Annotated in this window: 16 protein-coding genes and 1 pseudogene; 7 read left to right on the forward strand and 10 right to left on the reverse strand. The window is 39.4% G+C overall.

Features of this window, described 5'->3' with window-relative positions; genetic code table 11:
* Nucleotides 1-1,204 (reverse strand): annotated as a pseudogene (locus C9J45_RS11035) (hypothetical protein); the annotation flags it as partial.
* A 663-nt stretch (nucleotides 1,205-1,867) separates the two neighbouring features.
* Here C9J45_RS11035 and C9J45_RS11040 point away from each other — a divergent pair.
* Nucleotides 1,868-3,469, forward strand: coding sequence for a bifunctional aspartate transaminase/aspartate 4-decarboxylase (locus tag C9J45_RS11040; RefSeq protein ID WP_107261305.1), 1,602 nt, complete (start codon nucleotides 1,868-1,870; stop codon nucleotides 3,467-3,469).
* A gap of 52 nt (nucleotides 3,470-3,521) precedes the next feature.
* On the opposite strand, the gene C9J45_RS11045 is transcribed toward C9J45_RS11040, so the two are convergent.
* On the reverse strand, nucleotides 3,522-4,562 hold the full coding sequence (locus C9J45_RS11045; RefSeq protein ID WP_107261308.1) for an arginase family protein: 1,041 nt from the start codon (nucleotides 4,560-4,562) through the stop codon (nucleotides 3,522-3,524).
* A gap of 34 nt (nucleotides 4,563-4,596) precedes the next feature.
* Complete coding sequence (locus C9J45_RS11050) at nucleotides 4,597-5,379, reverse strand: IclR family transcriptional regulator (protein WP_107207331.1); 783 nt, start codon at nucleotides 5,377-5,379, stop codon at nucleotides 4,597-4,599.
* A gap of 366 nt (nucleotides 5,380-5,745) precedes the next feature.
* On the opposite strand from C9J45_RS11050, the gene C9J45_RS11055 reads away from it, so the two are divergent.
* A complete protein-coding gene (locus C9J45_RS11055) occupies nucleotides 5,746-6,468 on the forward strand; it encodes a YebC/PmpR family DNA-binding transcriptional regulator (protein WP_005366395.1) in 723 nt (240 codons plus the stop codon).
* Between the two features lie 74 nt (nucleotides 6,469-6,542).
* Here C9J45_RS11055 and C9J45_RS11060 read toward each other — a convergent pair whose 3' ends face one another.
* The 6 genes from C9J45_RS11060 to C9J45_RS11085 form a co-directional block, all read right to left on the reverse strand.
* A complete protein-coding gene (locus C9J45_RS11060) occupies nucleotides 6,543-7,694 on the reverse strand; it encodes an ABC transporter permease (RefSeq protein WP_107246464.1) in 1,152 nt (383 codons plus the stop codon).
* Nucleotides 7,695-8,864: an ABC transporter permease gene (locus tag C9J45_RS11065; RefSeq protein ID WP_107207333.1), complete on the reverse strand. Its 1,170-nt coding sequence runs from the start codon at nucleotides 8,862-8,864 to the stop codon at nucleotides 7,695-7,697.
* A gap of 1 nt (nucleotide 8,865) precedes the next feature.
* Nucleotides 8,866-9,843 carry an HlyD family secretion protein gene (locus C9J45_RS11070; protein WP_107207334.1) on the reverse strand — a complete coding sequence of 326 codons (978 nt, stop codon included), beginning with the start codon at nucleotides 9,841-9,843 and terminating at the stop codon, nucleotides 8,866-8,868.
* 5 nt (nucleotides 9,844-9,848) lie between these two features.
* The gene (locus tag C9J45_RS11075) at nucleotides 9,849-11,276 is read right to left on the reverse strand and encodes a TolC family protein (protein WP_107207335.1); all 1,428 of its coding nucleotides are present in this window, start codon (nucleotides 11,274-11,276) and stop codon (nucleotides 9,849-9,851) included.
* A 259-nt stretch (nucleotides 11,277-11,535) separates the two neighbouring features.
* Nucleotides 11,536-11,997, reverse strand: coding sequence for a TetR/AcrR family transcriptional regulator (locus tag C9J45_RS11080; RefSeq protein ID WP_045083083.1), 462 nt, complete (start codon nucleotides 11,995-11,997; stop codon nucleotides 11,536-11,538).
* A gap of 220 nt (nucleotides 11,998-12,217) precedes the next feature.
* Complete coding sequence (locus tag C9J45_RS11085) at nucleotides 12,218-12,919, reverse strand: murein L,D-transpeptidase family protein (protein ID WP_107287954.1); 702 nt, start codon at nucleotides 12,917-12,919, stop codon at nucleotides 12,218-12,220.
* Between the two features lie 257 nt (nucleotides 12,920-13,176).
* Here C9J45_RS11085 and C9J45_RS11090 point away from each other — a divergent pair, with 257 nt between their 5' ends.
* From C9J45_RS11090 to C9J45_RS11100, 3 genes are all read left to right on the forward strand, one after another.
* Nucleotides 13,177-14,439 (forward strand): leucine-rich repeat-containing protein kinase family protein, encoded by a 1,263-nt coding sequence (locus C9J45_RS11090; protein ID WP_107292525.1) that lies wholly within the window; start codon nucleotides 13,177-13,179, stop codon nucleotides 14,437-14,439.
* Between the two features lie 329 nt (nucleotides 14,440-14,768).
* On the forward strand, nucleotides 14,769-16,421 hold the full coding sequence (locus C9J45_RS11095; protein WP_107207338.1) for an AMP-binding protein: 1,653 nt from the start codon (nucleotides 14,769-14,771) through the stop codon (nucleotides 16,419-16,421).
* Nucleotides 16,422-16,761: 340 nt separating this feature from the next.
* Complete coding sequence (locus tag C9J45_RS11100) at nucleotides 16,762-16,866, forward strand: 30S ribosomal protein THX (RefSeq protein WP_005366407.1); 105 nt, start codon at nucleotides 16,762-16,764, stop codon at nucleotides 16,864-16,866.
* Between the two features lie 80 nt (nucleotides 16,867-16,946).
* On the opposite strand, the gene C9J45_RS11105 is transcribed toward C9J45_RS11100, so the two are convergent.
* On the reverse strand, nucleotides 16,947-17,603 hold the full coding sequence (locus C9J45_RS11105) for a pyridoxamine 5'-phosphate oxidase family protein (protein WP_107246472.1): 657 nt from the start codon (nucleotides 17,601-17,603) through the stop codon (nucleotides 16,947-16,949).
* A 91-nt stretch (nucleotides 17,604-17,694) separates the two neighbouring features.
* On the opposite strand from C9J45_RS11105, the gene C9J45_RS11110 reads away from it, so the two are divergent.
* Together C9J45_RS11110 and C9J45_RS11115 are read left to right on the forward strand one after the other, a co-directional pair.
* Nucleotides 17,695-19,170 (forward strand): PLP-dependent aminotransferase family protein, encoded by a 1,476-nt coding sequence (locus tag C9J45_RS11110; protein WP_199189324.1) that lies wholly within the window; start codon nucleotides 17,695-17,697, stop codon nucleotides 19,168-19,170.
* Entirely contained in the window at nucleotides 19,154-19,468 is a 315-nt protein-coding gene (locus tag C9J45_RS11115; protein ID WP_107207341.1) for a cupin domain-containing protein, read from the forward strand. The genes C9J45_RS11110 and C9J45_RS11115 overlap by 17 nt, the downstream gene beginning before the upstream one ends.
* Nucleotides 19,469-19,582 lie beyond the last annotated feature (114 nt).

Below are 19,582 nucleotides of genomic sequence, written 5' to 3' on the forward strand. Positions count from 1 at the left end.
GGAGAGCATCATCGACATCAGCTACACCATCGCCGTCATCATCGGTATCTTTGTTGTTACCAATACCATCGCTATCGGTATCTACTGATTCTGTGCTATCGAGCGGGAACACATCATCAGCATCAGCGATACCATCATTATCGTCATCAGTATCTTTGTTGTTACCAATGCTATCGCCATCAGTATCAACGGACTCTGTTTTATCTAGAGGGAGAGCATCATCGACATCAGCTACACCATCGCCGTCATCATCGGTATCTTTGTTGTTACCAATACCATCGCTATCGGTATCTACTGATTCTGTGCTATCGAGCGGGAACACATCATCAGCATCAGCTACACCATCACCGTCATCATCGGTATCTTTGTTGTTACCAATACCATCACTATCAGTGTCTAACCACTCAGATGAATCATCAGGAAAAGCATCTTTAGCATCAATAATGCCATCGTCATCTTTATCAGCATTAGGGACAATAACTGCTTTACCGTCCTCATCCTTTATAATTAATTGACCAGCAACAACTTGTTTTATCGTTTCTACATGTTCAGATAGCTTATTCTCAAGTTCTTGAATATCTTGTTTTAGTTCTTCAGCAGACTCTGGAACAATACCTAACTCAACAATGGCATTTGCTTTAGATGCAACGTCACCCAAGTTACTTTCTACATAATCAGAAAGAATGGTGCTTGTTTCAATATTTAAATCTTGAGCAACTTTTGCTAATGCTTCTTCCTTTGTCATTTGATTATTCATATTGATCTGAACAAGCGTAGACAAAGGTGAGATAATAGATTCACCAGCAGGTGCTGATAATACGAAAGGTTTTGCAATAGGAACGCCAGCTTTATTGGTCTCGGTTACTGTATCTTCATCGACAGTTTTGCCAGCAATTGCTTTAACCATTACAGAATATTGTTCAGGGTTATCTATACCTGAAACATCTAAATCAGCGACACCGCCATCTTTAGATATTGCGAATGGTTCATTTTTATCGTGTAAAGAGTTGCCATTAATATCAAGCCACACTTCAGCATTTCTTAAATATCCATCCACAGCTTTAATAGAATAGACATCTGACGTTACAGCTGATTCTGGTATTGGATCTTTTGTTTTTGATATTTCTCCATCAGAATCACTACCACACCCTGAAAGTGGAACCGTGGCAAACCCCATTGCTACAATGAGTGGCTTCAATTTCATGTTAACTCCTTTAACTAGCCAAGTTTCTTATCAACACGATAAAACTTATTGATAATTCATCATTGATAAGTTCATTAAAAGAGGGTTTATTTTATCTTTTCATGTAAAAGTAAAAAAATGCGACTCATAACGAATTTTATTGAAACAATCTCACACTTTATAAATAACAAGACCGAGTTTTTCAGATCATTATCTCAGCATAATTATCTACCAAGAATTCGCAAAAGACATAAGTTACTCACTGGTTATCACTAGCCAATAATTCACTGAATACAGTATAAAAATTATCTATCGCAATATTAATGATATTTAACTTCTTTTTTTTGTTGCTATATAACTTTAAACCTTAGGTGTAATTTAAATGAGCTATTTATTCAACATGAATTTATGAACGTAGTTACGGAGTAATTAAAAGCCTACGCATTAATTTCACTATCCTTATCAATATCTTTAGGTCTTGTAATTGACAAAAGAAAAATCCAATTAAACCTTAGCGTTAATTGCTGGTAGTCGCAGAGCCACCCCTGATTTTCCACTTTGATAGAAAAAGGTAATAGTGTTCCAATACACGTACTCACAGTCATCTGTGTATAACAAATATTTTGCTGGCTCTTTATAAGCCAGTTATTTCTAACTTTAACTAACTGATCAATAATATAAATTATGAATGCCTTAGATGAACAAAAACTCAGTCAACTGAGTCCTTTTGAAATTAAAAACACACTACTAACATTGGCTTCATCGCAATCCGACATTGCCCTAATAGACGCTGGTCGTGGCAATCCTAATTGGGTAGCAACCTTACCTCGTGAGGCTTTTTTTCAATTAGGGTTATTTGCACTGAGTGAAGCTAACTTAAAATTTAAAAATTATGATAACTTTGGCGGAACAGCAGATAAGCTTGGCATCTTCCAACGTTTACAACAATTTTGTTTTAAAACAGAAAATCAAAATAATCATGGGTTAACATTTTTACTCAATGCTATTGATTATCTTAAGACGAATCAAGCGATTAATCCTGACGAGATTGTATTTGAATGGACCAATGGGGTACTAGGTGATGATTACCCTGTTCCAGATAGAATGCTTAAACACGCAGAATGCATTATACAACAATATTTAAGTAGTGCGCTTTGCGATAATCAAAATACTTTGCCACAAAGCCCATTTGATTTATTTGCTGTTGAGGGCGGCACTGCGGCGATTGTTTATATCTTTAATACCTTAAAAAGTAATCGCTTATTATGTGCTGGTGATAGTATTGCGATTGCAACACCGATATTTACGCCTTATATAGAAATTCCGGATCTTGAAGACTATGCGCTAAACCGTATTGAGATTGAAGCTAGTGAGGATCTTATCTGGCAAATATCCGATACTGAATTAAATAAATTACTAGATCCAAACATTAGAGCGTTCTTTGTAACGAACCCTAGCAATCCACCCTCAGTAAAATTGAGTGATGAAACGCTAACTAAAATTGCAAATATTGTTAAACAACGTCCAGATCTTATTATTATCACTGATGATGTTTATGGCACGTTTGCCGATAACTTTACCTCACTGGCAATGATCGTTCCTCATAATACGATACTTGTTTATTCATTCTCTAAATATTTTGGTGCAACAGGATGGCGTTTAGGTGTTATCGGTATCCAACCTGATAATATTTTAGATGAGTTACTAAGAAAACAATCAAATGAAGTTAAACATACACTGTTTGAACGCTACAAAAATATTAATTTAGATCCAAATAGTATGAAGTTTATTGATCGCTTGGTCTCAGATAGTCGAGCAGTAGCTTTAAACCATACTGCTGGGCTATCAACACCGCAGCAAATTCAAATGTCACTTTTTGCTGTATTCTCACTCATGGACAATGAACAGCAGTACAAACAAGACGCTAAAAATATCATTCGCGACCGCTATCATCATTTAATGGAACATATGAAAGGTACACCAGTGGTTGCAGAAGATAATCCTAATGGCGTGTTTTATTATGTTGAGATTGATATAGCACGAATTGCTAATGAACTTTATGGTGAGAAATTCTTAACGTGGTTAACCAAAACGTACAACGCACTAGATTTTGTTGTACGACTCGCTCAAGAAAATGCGATCATCGTGATGCCAGGAGCTGGTTTTGATGCTCCTCAATGGTCCATTCGTATATCTCTCGCCAACTTAGATAATGAGAAATACGATACCTTAATGGATAACATTAATAATATGGTAATGAGCTATCACGATGAGTTTAATGGTTGACATACATCATTAATAATAAGCCACCATCTGTTATATATGGTGGCTTATTATACTATAAGCATCGAGATATAAGTTGAATCAACTTTGCCGCTAATTTCGCGGTTTGGTTAGCATAATCATATTCAGGATTGAGCTCAGCGATATCAACTAACTTTACTTTTCCGCTTGCCATAATATGTTTAATTGCCCATTCGACCATAGGTAAACCAACCCCCTGCATTTGGGTCATATTCACACCAGGTGCAATAGATGCAGAAAATACATCAAGCCCAATACTTAACTGTATAACGTCAACACTATCGATATATTTATCAATTTTGGTTTGTACTGCTTTTTTATTGCGTGATGTTATTTGGTTATCAAGCAACCACTCACACCCCAAATCTTCAGCCAATTTAAACATTGCTTGTGAATTAGCACGATCGCATATACCTAAACCAAGGTAATGAAAATCTCGGTGATGCTCCTTGCTATAACATAATGCAGAATGAAAAGCCGAACCAGAACGAACAGACAAGGTTGGTCGCAACTCAAAATGTGCATCAAAATTGATGATCCCAACACGCGCTTGGCAAGGCTGATAACTCATCGTTGGATCTTCTTGCGTCGCCGATAAAGCAACAACATTATCAGGTATCGATTTAGCTACTTGCCATTCGGTATGTATTTTTGCTTTATCATCGGCAAAATCAGATAACGCTTGATAACTTGCAATAGATATTTCATGACCGCCCCCTAACACTATAGGGAAATGCCCAGAATGGAGTAAACCATGTACAACTTGCGCTTGCTTATCACTTAATGATGAGAAATTTGTATCGTCATCAACCAGTTCTATATCGCCAGCATCATAAAAGGGCAGCTTTGAATGCGAATGTGTACTGGGAAGAATACGTCGAATACTTGCTGGTCCTTCCTTCGCCCCTTGTCGACCTCGATTCCAGCCAATACTAAGATCAGAAATAATGCCGAGTAAAACAATCCCTTGTTCTCGTTGATCAATATAAGGAGAAATTAACGTATGTGATCGATGTGGAATACGAGACTTAACATCATCAGTTTTAAATAATTTTTTTAAATGATCTACAAACATACGTTTATCTTCCTTTGATCAAAAACGTTGTAATTTAATGTTGTGGTGGTAAAGCGCGAGCAGCCTGTAAGACACACATAACAATTTTATTTTTACGGCTATTGATACGTTCAGCTGGTGCCATGACACTCACTGCGCCAGCCACTTTATTACCGATAAAAACGGGCGCACTCACACCAGAAACACCTTGGTCAATTTCAGACGTACTAATAGCAAAACCATCTTGTTTAATCAGATCAAGCTCTGTTAACCATGCGTCTAATTGCTCTTTCTCTGTGATCTCGTAATGCTTCAAAATACGTAATTGGCGAGAAAGGGGTAAATGCGCCAAAATAACTTTTGATGAAGCACCACGGATAAGAGGTTGGCTCTGCCCTTTTTCATAGCTACAACGTAAAGTGTATGGACTATCAATGCTATCGACACACAAAGCATTAAAGCCAACAGGCACCATGTATGCCGACATCTCACCCGTTTGTTGCTGCAAACGTTTCAATATCGGTCGAACACCATCTGGTAATGGTGAGTTAATCTGAAAATTACGTTGTAATTGCAATGCCGCAGGCCCGGCACTGTATGTATTCTGACCGTGATTTTCTTCGATTAAATTCCAATCTCTTAGTAATGCTAAGTAGCGGTATAAACTACTAATAGGCATATTCATTTCGACACTTAACTGCTGAGCTTGCAGAGGGAAAGGTGAAGCTGCAATGTGAATTAATACTTGCAACAGCTTTTCATTAGCACTGAGTGAATTTGTCACGGTGTTGGCTTCTTCTTTTTGTATGATAATTACTTTTAACCAATAAAAAACCATACTGCAAATTAAATTCTTACATGATGAGAATTATATAAAATAATACTCAATTAATTACCGCAATATAAGAAACCTAATATTAAACACTTTATATTTACTGAATTACTATCAAGAAACTTTCTTACCCTATGGGATTTATCGGTCTAATAAACATTTAAATAGCGTTTCAATTTGTTAATTAAAGATCAACGCATTATCACAGTAATAAAAAAGATGTAACTTTTCCGAGATCCTCACCGTCAATCAAGTGAGAAAAAAGACGCTTTTCTATGCTAAATAGCAGATCACGCTAGTAATAATAGGAGGGTTACTGGTAAAATCCTTGCAAAATTGACCGTCACACATAGTAAAAGAGAGTGATTCCTCATGGGAAGAAAGTTCGAAGTACGCAAATTGTCTATGGCAAAAACCCAAGGCGCTAAGATCAAAGTTTACTCAAAGTACGGTAAAGAGATCTACGTTTGTGCTAAGAACGGTAGCCCTGATCCAGATGCTAACCTAGCACTTCGCCGTCTTATTGAAAAAGCGAAGAAAGATCAGGTGCCAAGCCACGTTATCGAAAAAGCAATTGATAAGGCTAAAGGTGGCGGCGGTGAAGATTACTCAACAGCACGTTACGAAGGTTTTGGTCCTGGCAACTGCATGGTTATCGTTGACTGTCTAACTGACAACAACAACCGTACTTTCATGGACGTTCGCCAAGCATTCGTTAAAAACAATGCAAAAATTGGTAGCCCAGGTACTGTTGGCCACATGTTTGAACACCAAGCAGTATTTGAATTCAAAGGCACAGATGAAGAAGCTGTTCTTGAGAATCTAATGATGGAAGATGCTGATGTGACTGACATCACATGTGAAGATGGCGTGATCACTGTTTACGCTCCTCACACAGAATTCTTCAAAATTAAAAATGCACTTGCAGCAACAATGCCAGAAGTAACATTAGATGTTGAAGAAATTTCTTTCGTTCCACAGACAATGACTGAATTGGCTGGCGACGACATCGCAATGTTCGAGAAATTCCTTGATGCATTGAATGATTGTGATGACGTACAAAACGTTTACCACAATGCAGAAATGGCTGACTAATATTTAGTTTGCTGTTGATATAAAAAAGGTCACCTAATGGTGACCTTTTTTGTTTCTGCTGAATTATTATTGGCTTAACGACTTGCCTTTCGTGCTCGTGACATTAACCAAAATGCTAAAGCACCAAAACCTAATGCTTGTAACCATAATTGCTGCCACCAACCAATCATTTGAGCAAAGCTTGCGCCCATCTGATTTAAACCAAGAAAACCATTAATAGCAGCCGTTGACGGTGCTAACTGGGTTAACTCTCGTAGTAATGTTGGCAATTCAGAGGTTGGCCAAATAAAGCCTGCGGTAAACACTAAAGGTAATGAGCTTAATAACACCACCAGCGTGACTAACTCAGAACGTGGAATCAACTGTCCTAATACCATTCCCAACATGATTACCGCTAACAAAAAGGCAATCGTCATGGCAAAAAGATCAGGAATAGACGCCAGTCGATTTACTCCATAATAGGTGAAGGTAAAACCGAAATAGTACGCGGCTAAAACCAAATAAATCACGACAAAGATAAACGCCCTTACCGCCATAATCATCCATACTGGATATTCAGACCAATAACCACTTTTACCTGCCGCCCGCGCTTCATTTTCTGATGCACCGACCATACCGACACCAATTAACAATGTCTGATGTAAGATCAATACAAAAACAGCAGGAACAACATAGTTAATGTAGCCCATCGTGACATTAAACACTGGACGCATGTTTAACTTCATTGCACTGTACTGTTCGGTCGCTTGAACGAAGTTATCCCCCTTTAAAACAAGATGGTTTATCTTCGCCTTTACACCTAAATCAGTGCCTGCAGCGCTTAATCCTTCCACAATGGTACCGTATACCAAGAACAATGCCGCATTACCTGCATATGCCAGTGTTGGGCTAGTCCCTAACATCACGTCTTTGTAGAAATCATGGGGGATCACTAAAATCCCTTCTACTTGACGATCAAGTAACGCTTGTTTTGCCGCATCAATACTGCCTAAGTGCTGAGTAATATGAACCTGGGGTGTGGCATCAGCCATACGGATCAATTCACGACTCATCTGGGTTTGATCAAGATCAACCACGGCAACTTTCTGATCGCGAGGGATCTCATTGCTATAAGGTAGCGGATATAAGAACGAGTAAAAAACTACGCCGCCAAATACTGTAAACACCAAAGAAACATTCGTAAAAATGGCTTTTAGTTCATGCTTAAATAAATTTAACCAGCTCATCTAGGCATCCCCTTTTACAGCATCGCCACTTAATGCTTTACGGCGATGGAATAACATCAACATCACTGCTAATACCATTGCAACCATAAAACACGACAAAACAAACAATTGATGAGATGCCTGATACCACCCCGTCCCATAATCAACTTGCTGTAATTGCACTTCAATATAATGACTTACAGGTAGTAAGCTACGCCACATTTTGGCAATTACAGGCATATCAGTGGCAGGGAAAGTGATCCCCATAAAGGCAAAGGCAGGGGCTGTAAATGCCGCGGCAAAACTCATGGCACGTGGTACTTCCATCGCAAGGAAATAGATAAAAGCCCCCATACTTTGACACGCCAGCACCATTAACAATTGCGCGACAATCAAGATATGCCAATCACCATGCATCGGCCAATCCAATGCTACGTACATCCACCACAAGAACAGCAAGCCTTGGATCAAAAATAACCCAGTATAAGCAGCTAATTTACCCAGTAACTTAGAAACAGGTGACGTTTGTAACCACTTCCATAGTCCTTGTGTTCTCGCTTCATAGGCAATAGCTAATACCGTTGTGGCCACAATCAAGATCTGCCAGATAGACGGGATAATGGCAGAAACCAAAAATTGTCCATAATGGCTATTACTGTTAAATAGCGGTGTAATTTGCCCACGAATAGGCACCGCTTGCCCCATCGCTTGCAACGGCACTGGTGCCCCTGTCGCCATATTCTTAACGGTTTCAACCCCTGCATTGAATGTGCCTTCAGCCAGCAGCATTGCAGAGTTGATCAATTTACCTATTAAAATAAATTGTCCATTATAAAACGTGGTGATCTGTGGCGAAAAACCAAGCTTGGTGTCTTTTTCAAAATTATCTGGGATCACCACCATGGCATAGATTTCATTGGCTCGCATCGCTTCACTGCCCTGATCTGGGCTCGTGAATTGACGTGTAACAGCCATTGTCGGGCTGGCATCCACATAACGAGTAAAATGACGAGACAACTGGCTATGATCAAGATCGACAACACCAACAGGTAAGTTATGCGCTATACCCGTAGAAAAAATAGCCCACATAGTGAGAAATAGCACCGCAGGTAACCACAGTGTTAATGCTCGTAACCAGCCATCTTTCCATATGTTTCGCCATTCTTGCTTCACATACTGAAAGCTATTCATATTACTGCTCTACAATCACGCTCATGCCTACGCGCAAGCCATCAATTGGTTGTGTTGGACGTGCTTCCACTTCAAACGTACGCATATCAAAACCTTTCGCCGTGTCTGTTGCACGCCACGTAGCAAAATCACCCATTACCGCAACGTGTGTTACTTTAAATGAATAGGTTTTATCACCTAATGCAGGAATGGTTACGTTAAACTCTTTACCTTCTTGGTAATCTTTTAGCTTATCTTCTCGCACATTAAAGACAGCCCACGCATCGTTAATATCAATAATATTCACCACAGGAAAACCTTGTGGTGCTAGTTCACCATCATGCAGCAGCACTTGTGAAACTTCCCCTTGGTGCCAACTAGAGATCTTGGTATCAGCAACATACGCTTCTACTTCGGCCACTGCTCCTGCAGCCATTTTCACTTTCTCTTGTGCTGCACGCTTCGTTTCTACTCGTGCACCTTCTTTGGCCATCTCATACATCTGGTATGCTGCACTTTCGGTATATTGTGCCGCTTGCCATTGTGTGAAAGCTTCATCGCGTTTTTGCTCTGCAATCACGCCATCTTTATAAAGGTTATTGACACGGACATAAGTCGTTTTCATCAATTTCGCCGCCGCCGTCGCTTTACGCCACTGATCTTCCGCAGCTGCAATTTGCTGACGTCGCGCGCCTTTTTCCGCTTCTTCTGCCAACGCACCAGCCGCTTGCTCACCTGCTTTCGCTTGTTCTAACTTGGCATCAATTTCCGGACTTAAAATGGTAAAAATAAGTTGTCCCGGTTTAACTTCATCGCCTTTACGAACAAGTACTTGGTCAATACGCCCCGGTACTTTTGAGGAAATATTATATTGCTGCGCTTCAATCTGACCTTGCATACGTTCAGGTTGAGGCTGGTAAGCATGCCAGAAGGTGTAACCCAACCAACCCACAACAGCAATTACAGGAACCGCTACTGCTATAGACTTCAACTTACTCATAACAATTAAACCTCTATACCTTGATATTTCTGATAATTATTAAAGGTGTTCATTTCACCGCTTACCGCAAGTAAACGAGTTAAACACATAACATATTGATAGGCCGCAGCAAGTCGCTGGGTTTTAACGGCGGATAAATACAGTTCAGCGTCAACCACATCCAGTGACGTTGATAACCCTTGGCTAAACGCTTTTTCTCGTAGACGAATATTTTCTTTTGCTAATGCAAGACTCGATTGTAAACCGTTATATTCTTCGACTGCTTGATTAGCTTCTCGATAGGTTTTCTCAACTAACACAGTCAGATCTTGCTCAGCTTGCGCACGTAAATGATTCACTTGTGTCACCATCGAATGCGCCGCTTTTACCTTACCTGAACGGCCAGAGCTGTCGAGAAGCGGAACACTAACACCAATACCTACAGCCCAATCAGGTGCCATTTTAGCGGCAAGAGAGTCGCTTTCGTAAAGGTTATAATCACCGTACAAATAGACTTCTGGATAATACTTGCCTTTCTCTACATCAATTAAGCCATCAGCCTGTTTACGCTTAGCATCCAAAATATGTAAACCAGGGTAACTTGCTAACGTTTTATTTATAAACGCCGACATGGGCGGTAAAGAACTATTAATAAACAAATTAGTAGTAGGTACAGTGGTACTCGATTGCTGCAGTAGTCTTGTTAGCGCAACTTGCGCAATTTCTAAATCACGCACTGATTTTTGTGCGTCAACTTTTGCTTTATCGTAAGCCGCTTCTGCTTGTAGACGTTCAACTTTTGCAATTTGACCTTGCTGCTCTAGTTTAAGCGCATGTTCGTAATGACGTTTTAGCCCTGCTTCAACCTCTTTACGTGTTTCGACAACATTTTTTGCTAAAACAACACCAAAGTAAAAGCGGGATAAATCTTCAAATTTAGCCTGTTGCATCATGGCAAGCATGTATTTCGCTTCTTCTGTTTGTCCTTTAGCAATATCTTGTGCCGCACTAATACGACCACCAGTGAAAATAGGCCAAATAGCACGAACAGAACTGGTTAGCACATCACGATCTGCAATCGTTGACGTTAGTGCAGAATTAAGGTCTAGGCCTGTCACTTTAGTAAGCTCGGCAATAATTTTTGTTAATTCTTGCCCCGCTGCTGTGGATGATGCAGGCATACTGCCAAATAAATCTGAAGGTGACAGTTTTACATCTTGATCCAAACGGGTGTAATTTGCACCAATCGTCACAGTTGGCAAATATAAGTCACTTGCCGCATCTTGCATGTACTCTGCTTGCTCAACACTTGAACGTCCGGCCGCCAAACCATCATTCTTCGTCACGACAGTATGCCACGCATCACTAAACGCAATGGGTGATGCATAAATACTCGGTGTGATCGCTAGCAAAGCGATAGCCAGTGGTTTAACCATAAATGGTTTTATTCTCATAAGGTAACCCTTTGATACCAGTTTTTCTTAATGCTTTTTTATTCTAGAGCAATAACTCTAAAACAAAACAATTTTTTATGTATAGAGCCATCTTGCTTTATCGATAAACTGTATGAATATTATTCAGATAATTCGAATAATAACAGCATACTCTTATTGCGTTATTGTTATTACTAAAGATATAAAAAAACCCACTGTCAAGCGGGTTTAATATGGGATCACATCATAGTATTGATTAAACAAATACCCAAATAATGATCTATCGAGCTAAACGAATCAACGAGCGCCCTAATAAGCGTTCTAATTCATCAATACTTTGCTGACCATAACGCTGCTCACAAAGAGTAAATAAGCGTTCAATTCCACGGTGGGCAAACTCATGTGATGTTTCTGCAGAAGAAATATGATGGAAGAGTAAGCGTAAAATTGCACGGAATTTTTCATCATCAAGCGCAACTGACCAGCTTGCAGAAAATGCTGCTAAATCGTCTGTTAAATCAAGCTTATCTACAAACAGCTGATAGATACGCCCATCAAGTGCATGCGCAAAGTCTTGTTTCTTTGGGAAATGATGGCTAATACCGGTACGAGAGATCCCTGTTTGATTACTTAACGTGGTGTATGACATTTTGTCGTAACCTAAGGTAAGAATTTGATCAATTACAGCATCCATAATCGTTTGAATGGTTATCTCTGTATCTTCTTTACTTCGCTTTGGCATAATGAGTTGACTCTATTGTAATCATTTTATGCAACAGTACGATTTCAATAATTATCCTTCATTGAAATCAGTGGCTAGTATTAGTATTACAAAATGTGATTCCCTTAACTAGCGCTAACTCACATTTTTAGCGACATCATGTTGTATCTGGTTAAAAAGCGCCAAATCAAATGTAATTATTTACTTTACAAGCCATTTACTAAATAGAACAGTCCACCAATTAGCGACCAAACTTTTTCGCTTGTTGTTCAATATTACGATAAAGGATCTGGGTCCAAAACGGTTGATTCACTGACGCCAGCAACTTCCCTTTTTTCGGGTCGTGTGGGCTAATAACCACCTCAATATTCTCAAGCCCTGTTCTTTGGGCGAGTAAAAATAGTTCTTCAATACTATAATCGCCCATGGCTAAACAGCCTGTCGATGCTTGTTTACCATGAATGAAAATATTACTACCTGGAGACGTTCTGCCTTCTAATTTTGCGTATTTACGATCAAAAGCATTCGGGTAATCTAGCTTCATCGAAAGGTGAAAGCGACTATTGGGATTCAATAAAGAAACACGATAAATACCTTCAGGAACTTGTTTATCACCTTCCCGTAGTTTAGGTCCTTTTTTACCGCTTATTTTCTCGATATTGTAACGCTTAACGTAAGACCACTTACCTTTCTCTTCTGCCCAAAGTTCTACTGACATTTCTTCTTTCATCGCAAAGAGTGCAATATTTTTCGGAGGGTAAGATAAACCTGCTTGTTCAAAATAACGTTTCATCCTTGGCTCAACGAAAGGAGAGTAACGCTTCATTACATCATCAACGGTTCGTGTACCTGCGGGAGGGTAAGTTGAATACGAATAGGCTGCTTGAGCATCAGTAACAGCGGTGAACATAACCAATAATGGCAATAACGCTTTTTTAAACACAAAACCCTCGGTACTTGCAGTGTCATCTTTGGAAATAAACGAAATCAGTAACAGATATCATCAAAAGTAGGCGCTAGTGTACTGCCGTTTTGCCGTGGCGCAACCGATAGTGTGGACATTTTTACAACAAAATATTGCACATTATTTACACTTCTAGATAAGTCATTAAAATACCTATCGCTATTTCGTTAATTGGCATTCACACTACACAAGGTACAATAGAGACAATACTCTTCATATAATTAGGTATACAGATTTTGCATACGTTAGAACAACTACGCTCTGGTGAACTGGCGCATATTTCCCGACTAAAAATTTCGCAGCAATTAACCACATTTCCTCTCGAAATTCTTTCGCTAGCAAATAGTTTGGAAATCCTAGATTTAACGGATAACAAACTGAGCCAGTTACCTGACGACTTTGCCAAGCTAACCAAGCTGCGCATTGTGTTTATGTCAAATAACTGCTTTACCGAGTTACCGAAGGTCTTAGGGGCTTGCCCAAACTTAGAAATGATCGGGTTTAAATCAAACCAGATCACTACCGTTGATGAAACATCGTTACCTCAAAAACTGCGGTGGCTGATTTTAACCGATAATAATATCGCTCAATTACCACAAAGTTTAGGATTACGCCCCCGCCTGCAGAAACTTGCATTAGCAGGTAATCAACTCACAGAATTGCCAACCACAATGGATCAACTACATAATTTAGAGTTAATCCGTTTATCTGCTAACCGCTTACAAACATTTCCAACTCAACTGCTTAATTTGCCAAAACTCGCGTGGCTGGCCTTTTCTGGTAATGATTTTAATCGCCATCAGCAGGTAAACAATACATTGCCTGAAGTGGTACCGAATGATTACACATTACGATCAGTGCTAGGGCAAGGCGCATCTGGCGTTATTTCATTAGCCGAATGGAAAAATAATACCCATCAACTGGCAGCAGATATCGCAGTTAAAGTTTTTAAAGGTGAGGTGACGTCTGACGGTTACCCACAAGATGAATTAAACGCTTGTCTCAAAACAGGTCGCCACCCAAACCTTGTACAATCATTAGCACACGTTACAGATCCTAAACATTTAGCACTTGTTATGGCATTAATCCCTGCGCACTTTAAAAACTTAGGCTTACCACCAACGTTTGAAACCTGTACACGCGATACCTTTCCTAACGGCTTTACGTTAACCATTGAGCAAATCACAAAAATAGTGTCACAAATGACAAACGTGATTGAACATATGCAAAACCAAGGTGTGGCTCATGGTGATATTTATGCCCATAACGTCCTCTTTGATGAGCATGCCAATATTCTGGTTGGCGATTTTGGTGCCGCTTCCATTTACGATGATTTACCTCTAATAATACAGCAACAAATCAAAACCATCGAAAACCGAGCATTAGGTTATTTCATTGAAGATTTACTCAGTATTTGTGAATCACAAGATCGCACGTCATCGCGTTATCAAACACTCTACCAAAAGGCGCAAAATTACATTCAGTTGTCATCTTTTTAAGCGACAATAAAAGTACTTTTTTATTGTCGCCTTTATCAACAACAAAACAAACATGATCGTGTTAACAAATCTGATACAAAGTCATTAATTTATTCTATAAATAATCAGAATTGTTTTCATACAAGCGTTTTAAATAATTGATTGATTTTATAATAATAAATACCCGAGTCACTCACCAGAACTTAAAATATTGTCTGTTTAGCTCACTGATTTTCCTTACGCAACACCTTGACTAGCACCTAAAATACGCTTTAAATTTAACATTATAATAACAAACGATGTCATCGAACGATTTCATCCTTGTAGCAAACCATTTAAGGGAAACTAATATGGCTCAACTGCTACCCAATGACATGATCCTACAATGGGCAGAAGAACGTCCTACTGATATCTATCTTCGCCAAATTATCAACCGTGAATTTGTTGACTACACCTATGCAGATGTTGCAGATAAGGCTTTACGTCTAGTCAGCGCCTTTCGTGCACTGGGGATCCAACCGGGCGAGCGTATTGCTCTCGTCTCTAAAAACTGTGCGGAATGGTTTATTTGTGATTTGGCCATGATGCTAGGTAGTTATATCAGTGTTCCTATTTTCCCAACAGCTGGGGCTGATACCATTGAGCATTGCATTACTCATAGTGACAGTAAATTAGTGATTATCGGTAAACTTGATAGCCCTGATGCCATCAATAGCGTGACACAAAAGCTATCCGATATACCGACGATCTCTTTTAGCTACCCAGGAACACCTGAAGGGAAATATAATTTTTCTACGCTGATTGAACAACATGCCCCAAGCAAGGAACGTCCAGCACATACTGATGATGAATTAATGTCGATTGTTTATACATCGGGCACATCTGGGCTTCCTAAAGGCGCGATGCTGACCTATGGCGCTTTTGCTTGGGCATCACATCAAATAATCAATCATATTGGATTAGGTGAAACAGAGCGGTTATTTTCTTATCTCCCACTCGCACACATAACTGAGCGGGTTTACATTTTTGGTTCATCCATCATGTCTGGTCTTCAAGTGGCATTTCCTGAGTCTCTTGATACCTTTATCGATGATGTAAAAATGCACCGCCCTACTATTTTTGTTTCTGTCCCGCGTTTATGGACGCTTTTCCAACAACGAATTCAAGAGAAACTACCACCAGCCAAACTGAATCTGTTACTTAAGATTCCATTTATTTCTGGCTTAATAAAGCGCAAGCTCGCTGATGGTTTAGGGCTTAACGAAGCGCGAGTATTAGGCTGTGGTTCTGCTCCCGTTTCTGCGGGTTTATTACGTTGGTATGAAAGTATTGGCCTCAATATTACCGAAGCTTGGGGTATGACAGAATCTTTTGCCTATAGCACATTAAACCACCCATACCGTAGTGACAAAGTCGGTAGTGTTGGTAATGCAGGCCCAGGCGTTGAACTGAAAATTGCCGCAGATGATGAGATATTAGTACGTAGTAAAGGCCTATTTGCCGGTTATTACAATAATGATGCTGCAACCAAAGAAAGCTTTGATAGCGAAGGCTGGTTACATACTGGTGATATCGGTTTTATTGATGAAGATGGTTACCTCACCATCCAAGGTCGTAAAAAAGATACCTTCAAAACGGCTAAAGGGAAATTCGTCTCGCCCGTACCAATTGAGAAACGTCTGTTTGAACTTAGTAACGTCGAGATGATGTGTTTAGTCGGTTCTGGAATGCCAGCCCCTATTTTATTAGCACTCCCGCATCACTTCCCTAACTTTGATCGTAAACGTTACGAGAAACGCGTTCATCATGTAATAGAAACGATTAATCGCGAGCTAGAGTCTCACGCAAAGATCAAAGGTGTGTTAATGATCAAAGAGCCTTGGTCAATTGAGAATGGTATTTTAACACCAACCCTTAAAATTAAACGTCATGTACTCGAGCAAAAATACTCGGATATTGGACATGATTGGCCTAGCGATACATTGGTACGCTGGGAGGAATAAATTTATATAGAATAGAGTAACAAAAGCCTGATAACGCCTTCCAGCATTAAGTTATCAGGCTTTTTTTCTTACTCGTTAAGAAATGACTTAAAATAATTAGCGCTAGTTTTCATCTCCTCGCTAGCGTTATTTTCAATCTAATGAGCACATTCCTTAATTCTCTTTTGTTGCTTATTAAATAGCGAAAACAATTGCCATTATTTCTTATTAAAGACGCGAACTTTGTATAATTTAATTTACAGTATCAATAACTTAGCTGCAAAGTTGTCACTTGCACTGATAAAGAAAATATTTATCATACAAATATCTTCTTTGTTCTATTAATAATTAAGGATTTACAATGGCTAAGGGCGATATGAAAACATGTAAAGGCAAACGTCGTGCACATTCACATGGTAATGCACGTTTAACGACAGAAGGTCAAAGAAAGCATCATCAAGCATAATTTGACCTAAATCGATCTTGCTAATACTCCGAAAACTAAGTCCAGTAATCTATATCTGGACTTAGTTTTTCTGATCGTGTTTATTTATACCATCGATTTCCATACGCTAAAGAATAATCAGGTTGATCGATTCCACTTGCCATCTTCTCATCATCTTGTAATGGGCCAATCACCGTTTTATAAGGAATAATTCCTGCCCAAACGGATAAATCCATATCTCGTTCATCATCATTTACTCCATTACAGCCAATTTTTACTGACGCCTCTGTTAATGGCATCATGAGTAATTCCGTCGCAGTAAGTTCTTTTTCATTACCTTGTCGTACACATTCACTTCGTCCCGGTGCGATTTGCTCAATAAAGTGGTTCAGTAACGCATTTTTATATTGGTTATCATCAATAGCATCAAACTGTCCAAAGACCATTGCTGAGCGATAATGGGCACTGTGATGAAATGCAGAGCGTGCAAGTACCCAACCATCAAATAACGTAAATGTTAAACAACAAGGTTGCCCCTTTTTTAACGCACGAATTAAACGGCTATTTTTAGCCCCATGGACATAGATATTATTATCAACTCGCCATACCAACATCGGAATAACTATAGGTTGCTCATTTTGCTCAATAGCAATATGTGCAAGTAAGCTTTCGTCAATTATTTGATAGAGCTTTTCTGTCTCGAAAACGGCTTTATTCGGATTTTTCTTTATCGTCGTTCTATCTGTGCTTGATAACATCGCAATCTCTCCTATTGATCCACAATTACACTTCCTTCTAATAGACATAACATCAAACTTTGGTACTGTAGGTAAGAGCCAGTTTTGAATAGTGGATGGATCCAGTTTGACATTAATTGATACCGGAGATTTAACCCTTTGCCATCATCAAGGCTCGCGCCAGCAGAGTTTGTTTAATGCTATTCGCGATAAAATCACCCAAGGATATTGGCCGAAGAACAGTAAGTTGCCATCAACTCGTCATCTAGCACAAATACTCGATGTCAGTCGTAATACGATTATTGCCACATACAACCAACTTGTTGCTGAAGGTTATATTCGTAGCCAAGCAGGTAGCGGTTTTTATGTCGCAGCCACCCTACCAGATCATTACCTCACGACAACGAGCAGTGAAGATTCACTTAAACAACCCACAACCAAACAACAAATAAACACAACGAATAATGCCTTTGCTCCTGGCGTACCAGATCTTGCCGCATTTCCTAGAAAAAAGTGGCAACGTCTTTATCTACAACAGTTTGATCGAACACAGTTTCTTGGTTGTAACGATCTACAAGGTGAGTGGGAGTTTAGAGAAGTATTAACGCATTACTTGAAAACATCACGCTCTGTCGATGTCACCGCCGATAGGATCATTTCAACATCGGGGGCACAACAAGCATTAATCATGGCAATAATGGCAAGCACTCAGCCTAACGATATAGTCCTTGTTGAAAATCCCGGTTATGCTCAAATGCGTAAAGTGGTTAACTTATGCAATGTAAAAATAGCACCGCTTTCAGTGACTCCATTCGATGGAATTAACCTTCAACAGTTATCGAAAACAAAAGCGAAAGCCATTTACATTACCCCCAGCAACCAATATCCATTAGGCACAACACTTAATATCTCTCAACGGATCCAATTACTAAAGTGGGCAAGCCAACATAATGTGACCATTATTGAAGATGATTACGACAGTGAATTTCAATATGCTCACCGCCCTTATCCTTCCTTACAAGGACTTGCAGCTCAAACCAATATCAATGTGAATATCATCTATATTGGTACTTTTAGTAAAGTGATGTGCAACAGTATTCGTCTTGGTTATATGGTCGTCCCTCAAGCTCTTCTTCCTCGTTACCTTGAGATAAAAGATGCTCTCAGCGGTGAAACGCAAGCCCAGCTTCAATTAGCAATGACGGAGTTTATTCATGACGGCCACTTGCTTCGTCACATTCGGAAAATGCGCCGGCTATACCAAGCAAAACATCAACAAATGCTCCAAAGTATTAAAGACAGTTTTGCCCAGCAATGGGAAGTGATCAGTCAAGCTGCGGGGCTTCATATTACCGTAAGATGGCACCAGAACGTCTGTGAAAAACAATTTTGTGATCAGGCTTTTAAGCACAATATTATTGTACGACCACTGAGTTATTATGAGCTGCCGAATACTATTCGAAACTGGCAGGGTATTGTACTTGGCTTTGGTAATACCTCCATTGATGACATACCAGTATTGATTGAGAACTTGAAAACTTGCTTCAACCACCTGTTAACGGAAAACAGACATGATGAATATTTTTAGTCAATTACCCGCTAAACTTGATAATGAAGAGTTTACCGACTTACTTAAAACCGATTCGGTACGAATTGAGCGCATTGTCTCGCAAGGACATATAACACCAGTAGATGAATGGTACGATCAATCTGAAAATGAATGGGTTATCGTATTAGAAGGAAGAGCTGAAGTGAGTTTTACCAATGGTGAAATTAAACGTATAGAAAAAGGCGATCACCTTTATATTCCAGCTCACCAAAAGCACCGCGTAAGTTGGACAGAACCAAATAAACTGACGATTTGGTTAGCGGTATTTTTTAATTAACAAGATCACCACACTAAGACAGCATTATGTTAGCGAAAAGCAGTGCGGACATTCCTGCGGGACTCTCGACCTCGGCTAGGTGCATCAATACATGCCAACAACAGCTTAAATTTT

The sequence above is a fragment of the Photobacterium sp. GB-1 genome (assembly GCF_003026165.1).
In the GTDB taxonomy this organism is placed as follows: Bacteria; Pseudomonadota; Gammaproteobacteria; order Enterobacterales; family Vibrionaceae; genus Photobacterium.

Bases quoted from the DNA above. Each gene is read 5' to 3' on its own strand.
- C9J45_RS11050 (WP_107207331.1), bottom strand. From the start codon at position 5,379: ATGGTTTTTTATTGGTTAAAAGTAATTATCATACAAAAAGAAGAAGCC.
- C9J45_RS11095 (WP_107207338.1), top strand. From the start codon at position 14,769: ATGGCTCAACTGCTACCCAATGACATGATCCTACAATGGGCAGAAGAA.
- C9J45_RS11105 (WP_107246472.1), bottom strand. From the start codon at position 17,603: ATGTTATCAAGCACAGATAGAACGACGATAAAGAAAAATCCGAATAAA.
- C9J45_RS11065 (WP_107207333.1), bottom strand. From the start codon at position 8,864: ATGAATAGCTTTCAGTATGTGAAGCAAGAATGGCGAAACATATGGAAA.
- C9J45_RS11080 (WP_045083083.1), bottom strand. From the start codon at position 11,997: ATGCCAAAGCGAAGTAAAGAAGATACAGAGATAACCATTCAAACGATT.
- C9J45_RS11115 (WP_107207341.1), top strand. From the start codon at position 19,154: ATGATGAATATTTTTAGTCAATTACCCGCTAAACTTGATAATGAAGAG.
- C9J45_RS11060 (WP_107246464.1), bottom strand. From the start codon at position 7,694: ATGAGCTGGTTAAATTTATTTAAGCATGAACTAAAAGCCATTTTTACG.
- C9J45_RS11075 (WP_107207335.1), bottom strand. From the start codon at position 11,276: ATGAGAATAAAACCATTTATGGTTAAACCACTGGCTATCGCTTTGCTA.
- C9J45_RS11040 (WP_107261305.1), top strand. From the start codon at position 1,868: ATGAATGCCTTAGATGAACAAAAACTCAGTCAACTGAGTCCTTTTGAA.
- C9J45_RS11055 (WP_005366395.1), top strand. From the start codon at position 5,746: ATGGGAAGAAAGTTCGAAGTACGCAAATTGTCTATGGCAAAAACCCAA.
- C9J45_RS11045 (WP_107261308.1), bottom strand. From the start codon at position 4,562: ATGTTTGTAGATCATTTAAAAAAATTATTTAAAACTGATGATGTTAAG.
- C9J45_RS11070 (WP_107207334.1), bottom strand. From the start codon at position 9,843: ATGAGTAAGTTGAAGTCTATAGCAGTAGCGGTTCCTGTAATTGCTGTT.
- C9J45_RS11100 (WP_005366407.1), top strand. From the start codon at position 16,762: ATGGCTAAGGGCGATATGAAAACATGTAAAGGCAAACGTCGTGCACAT.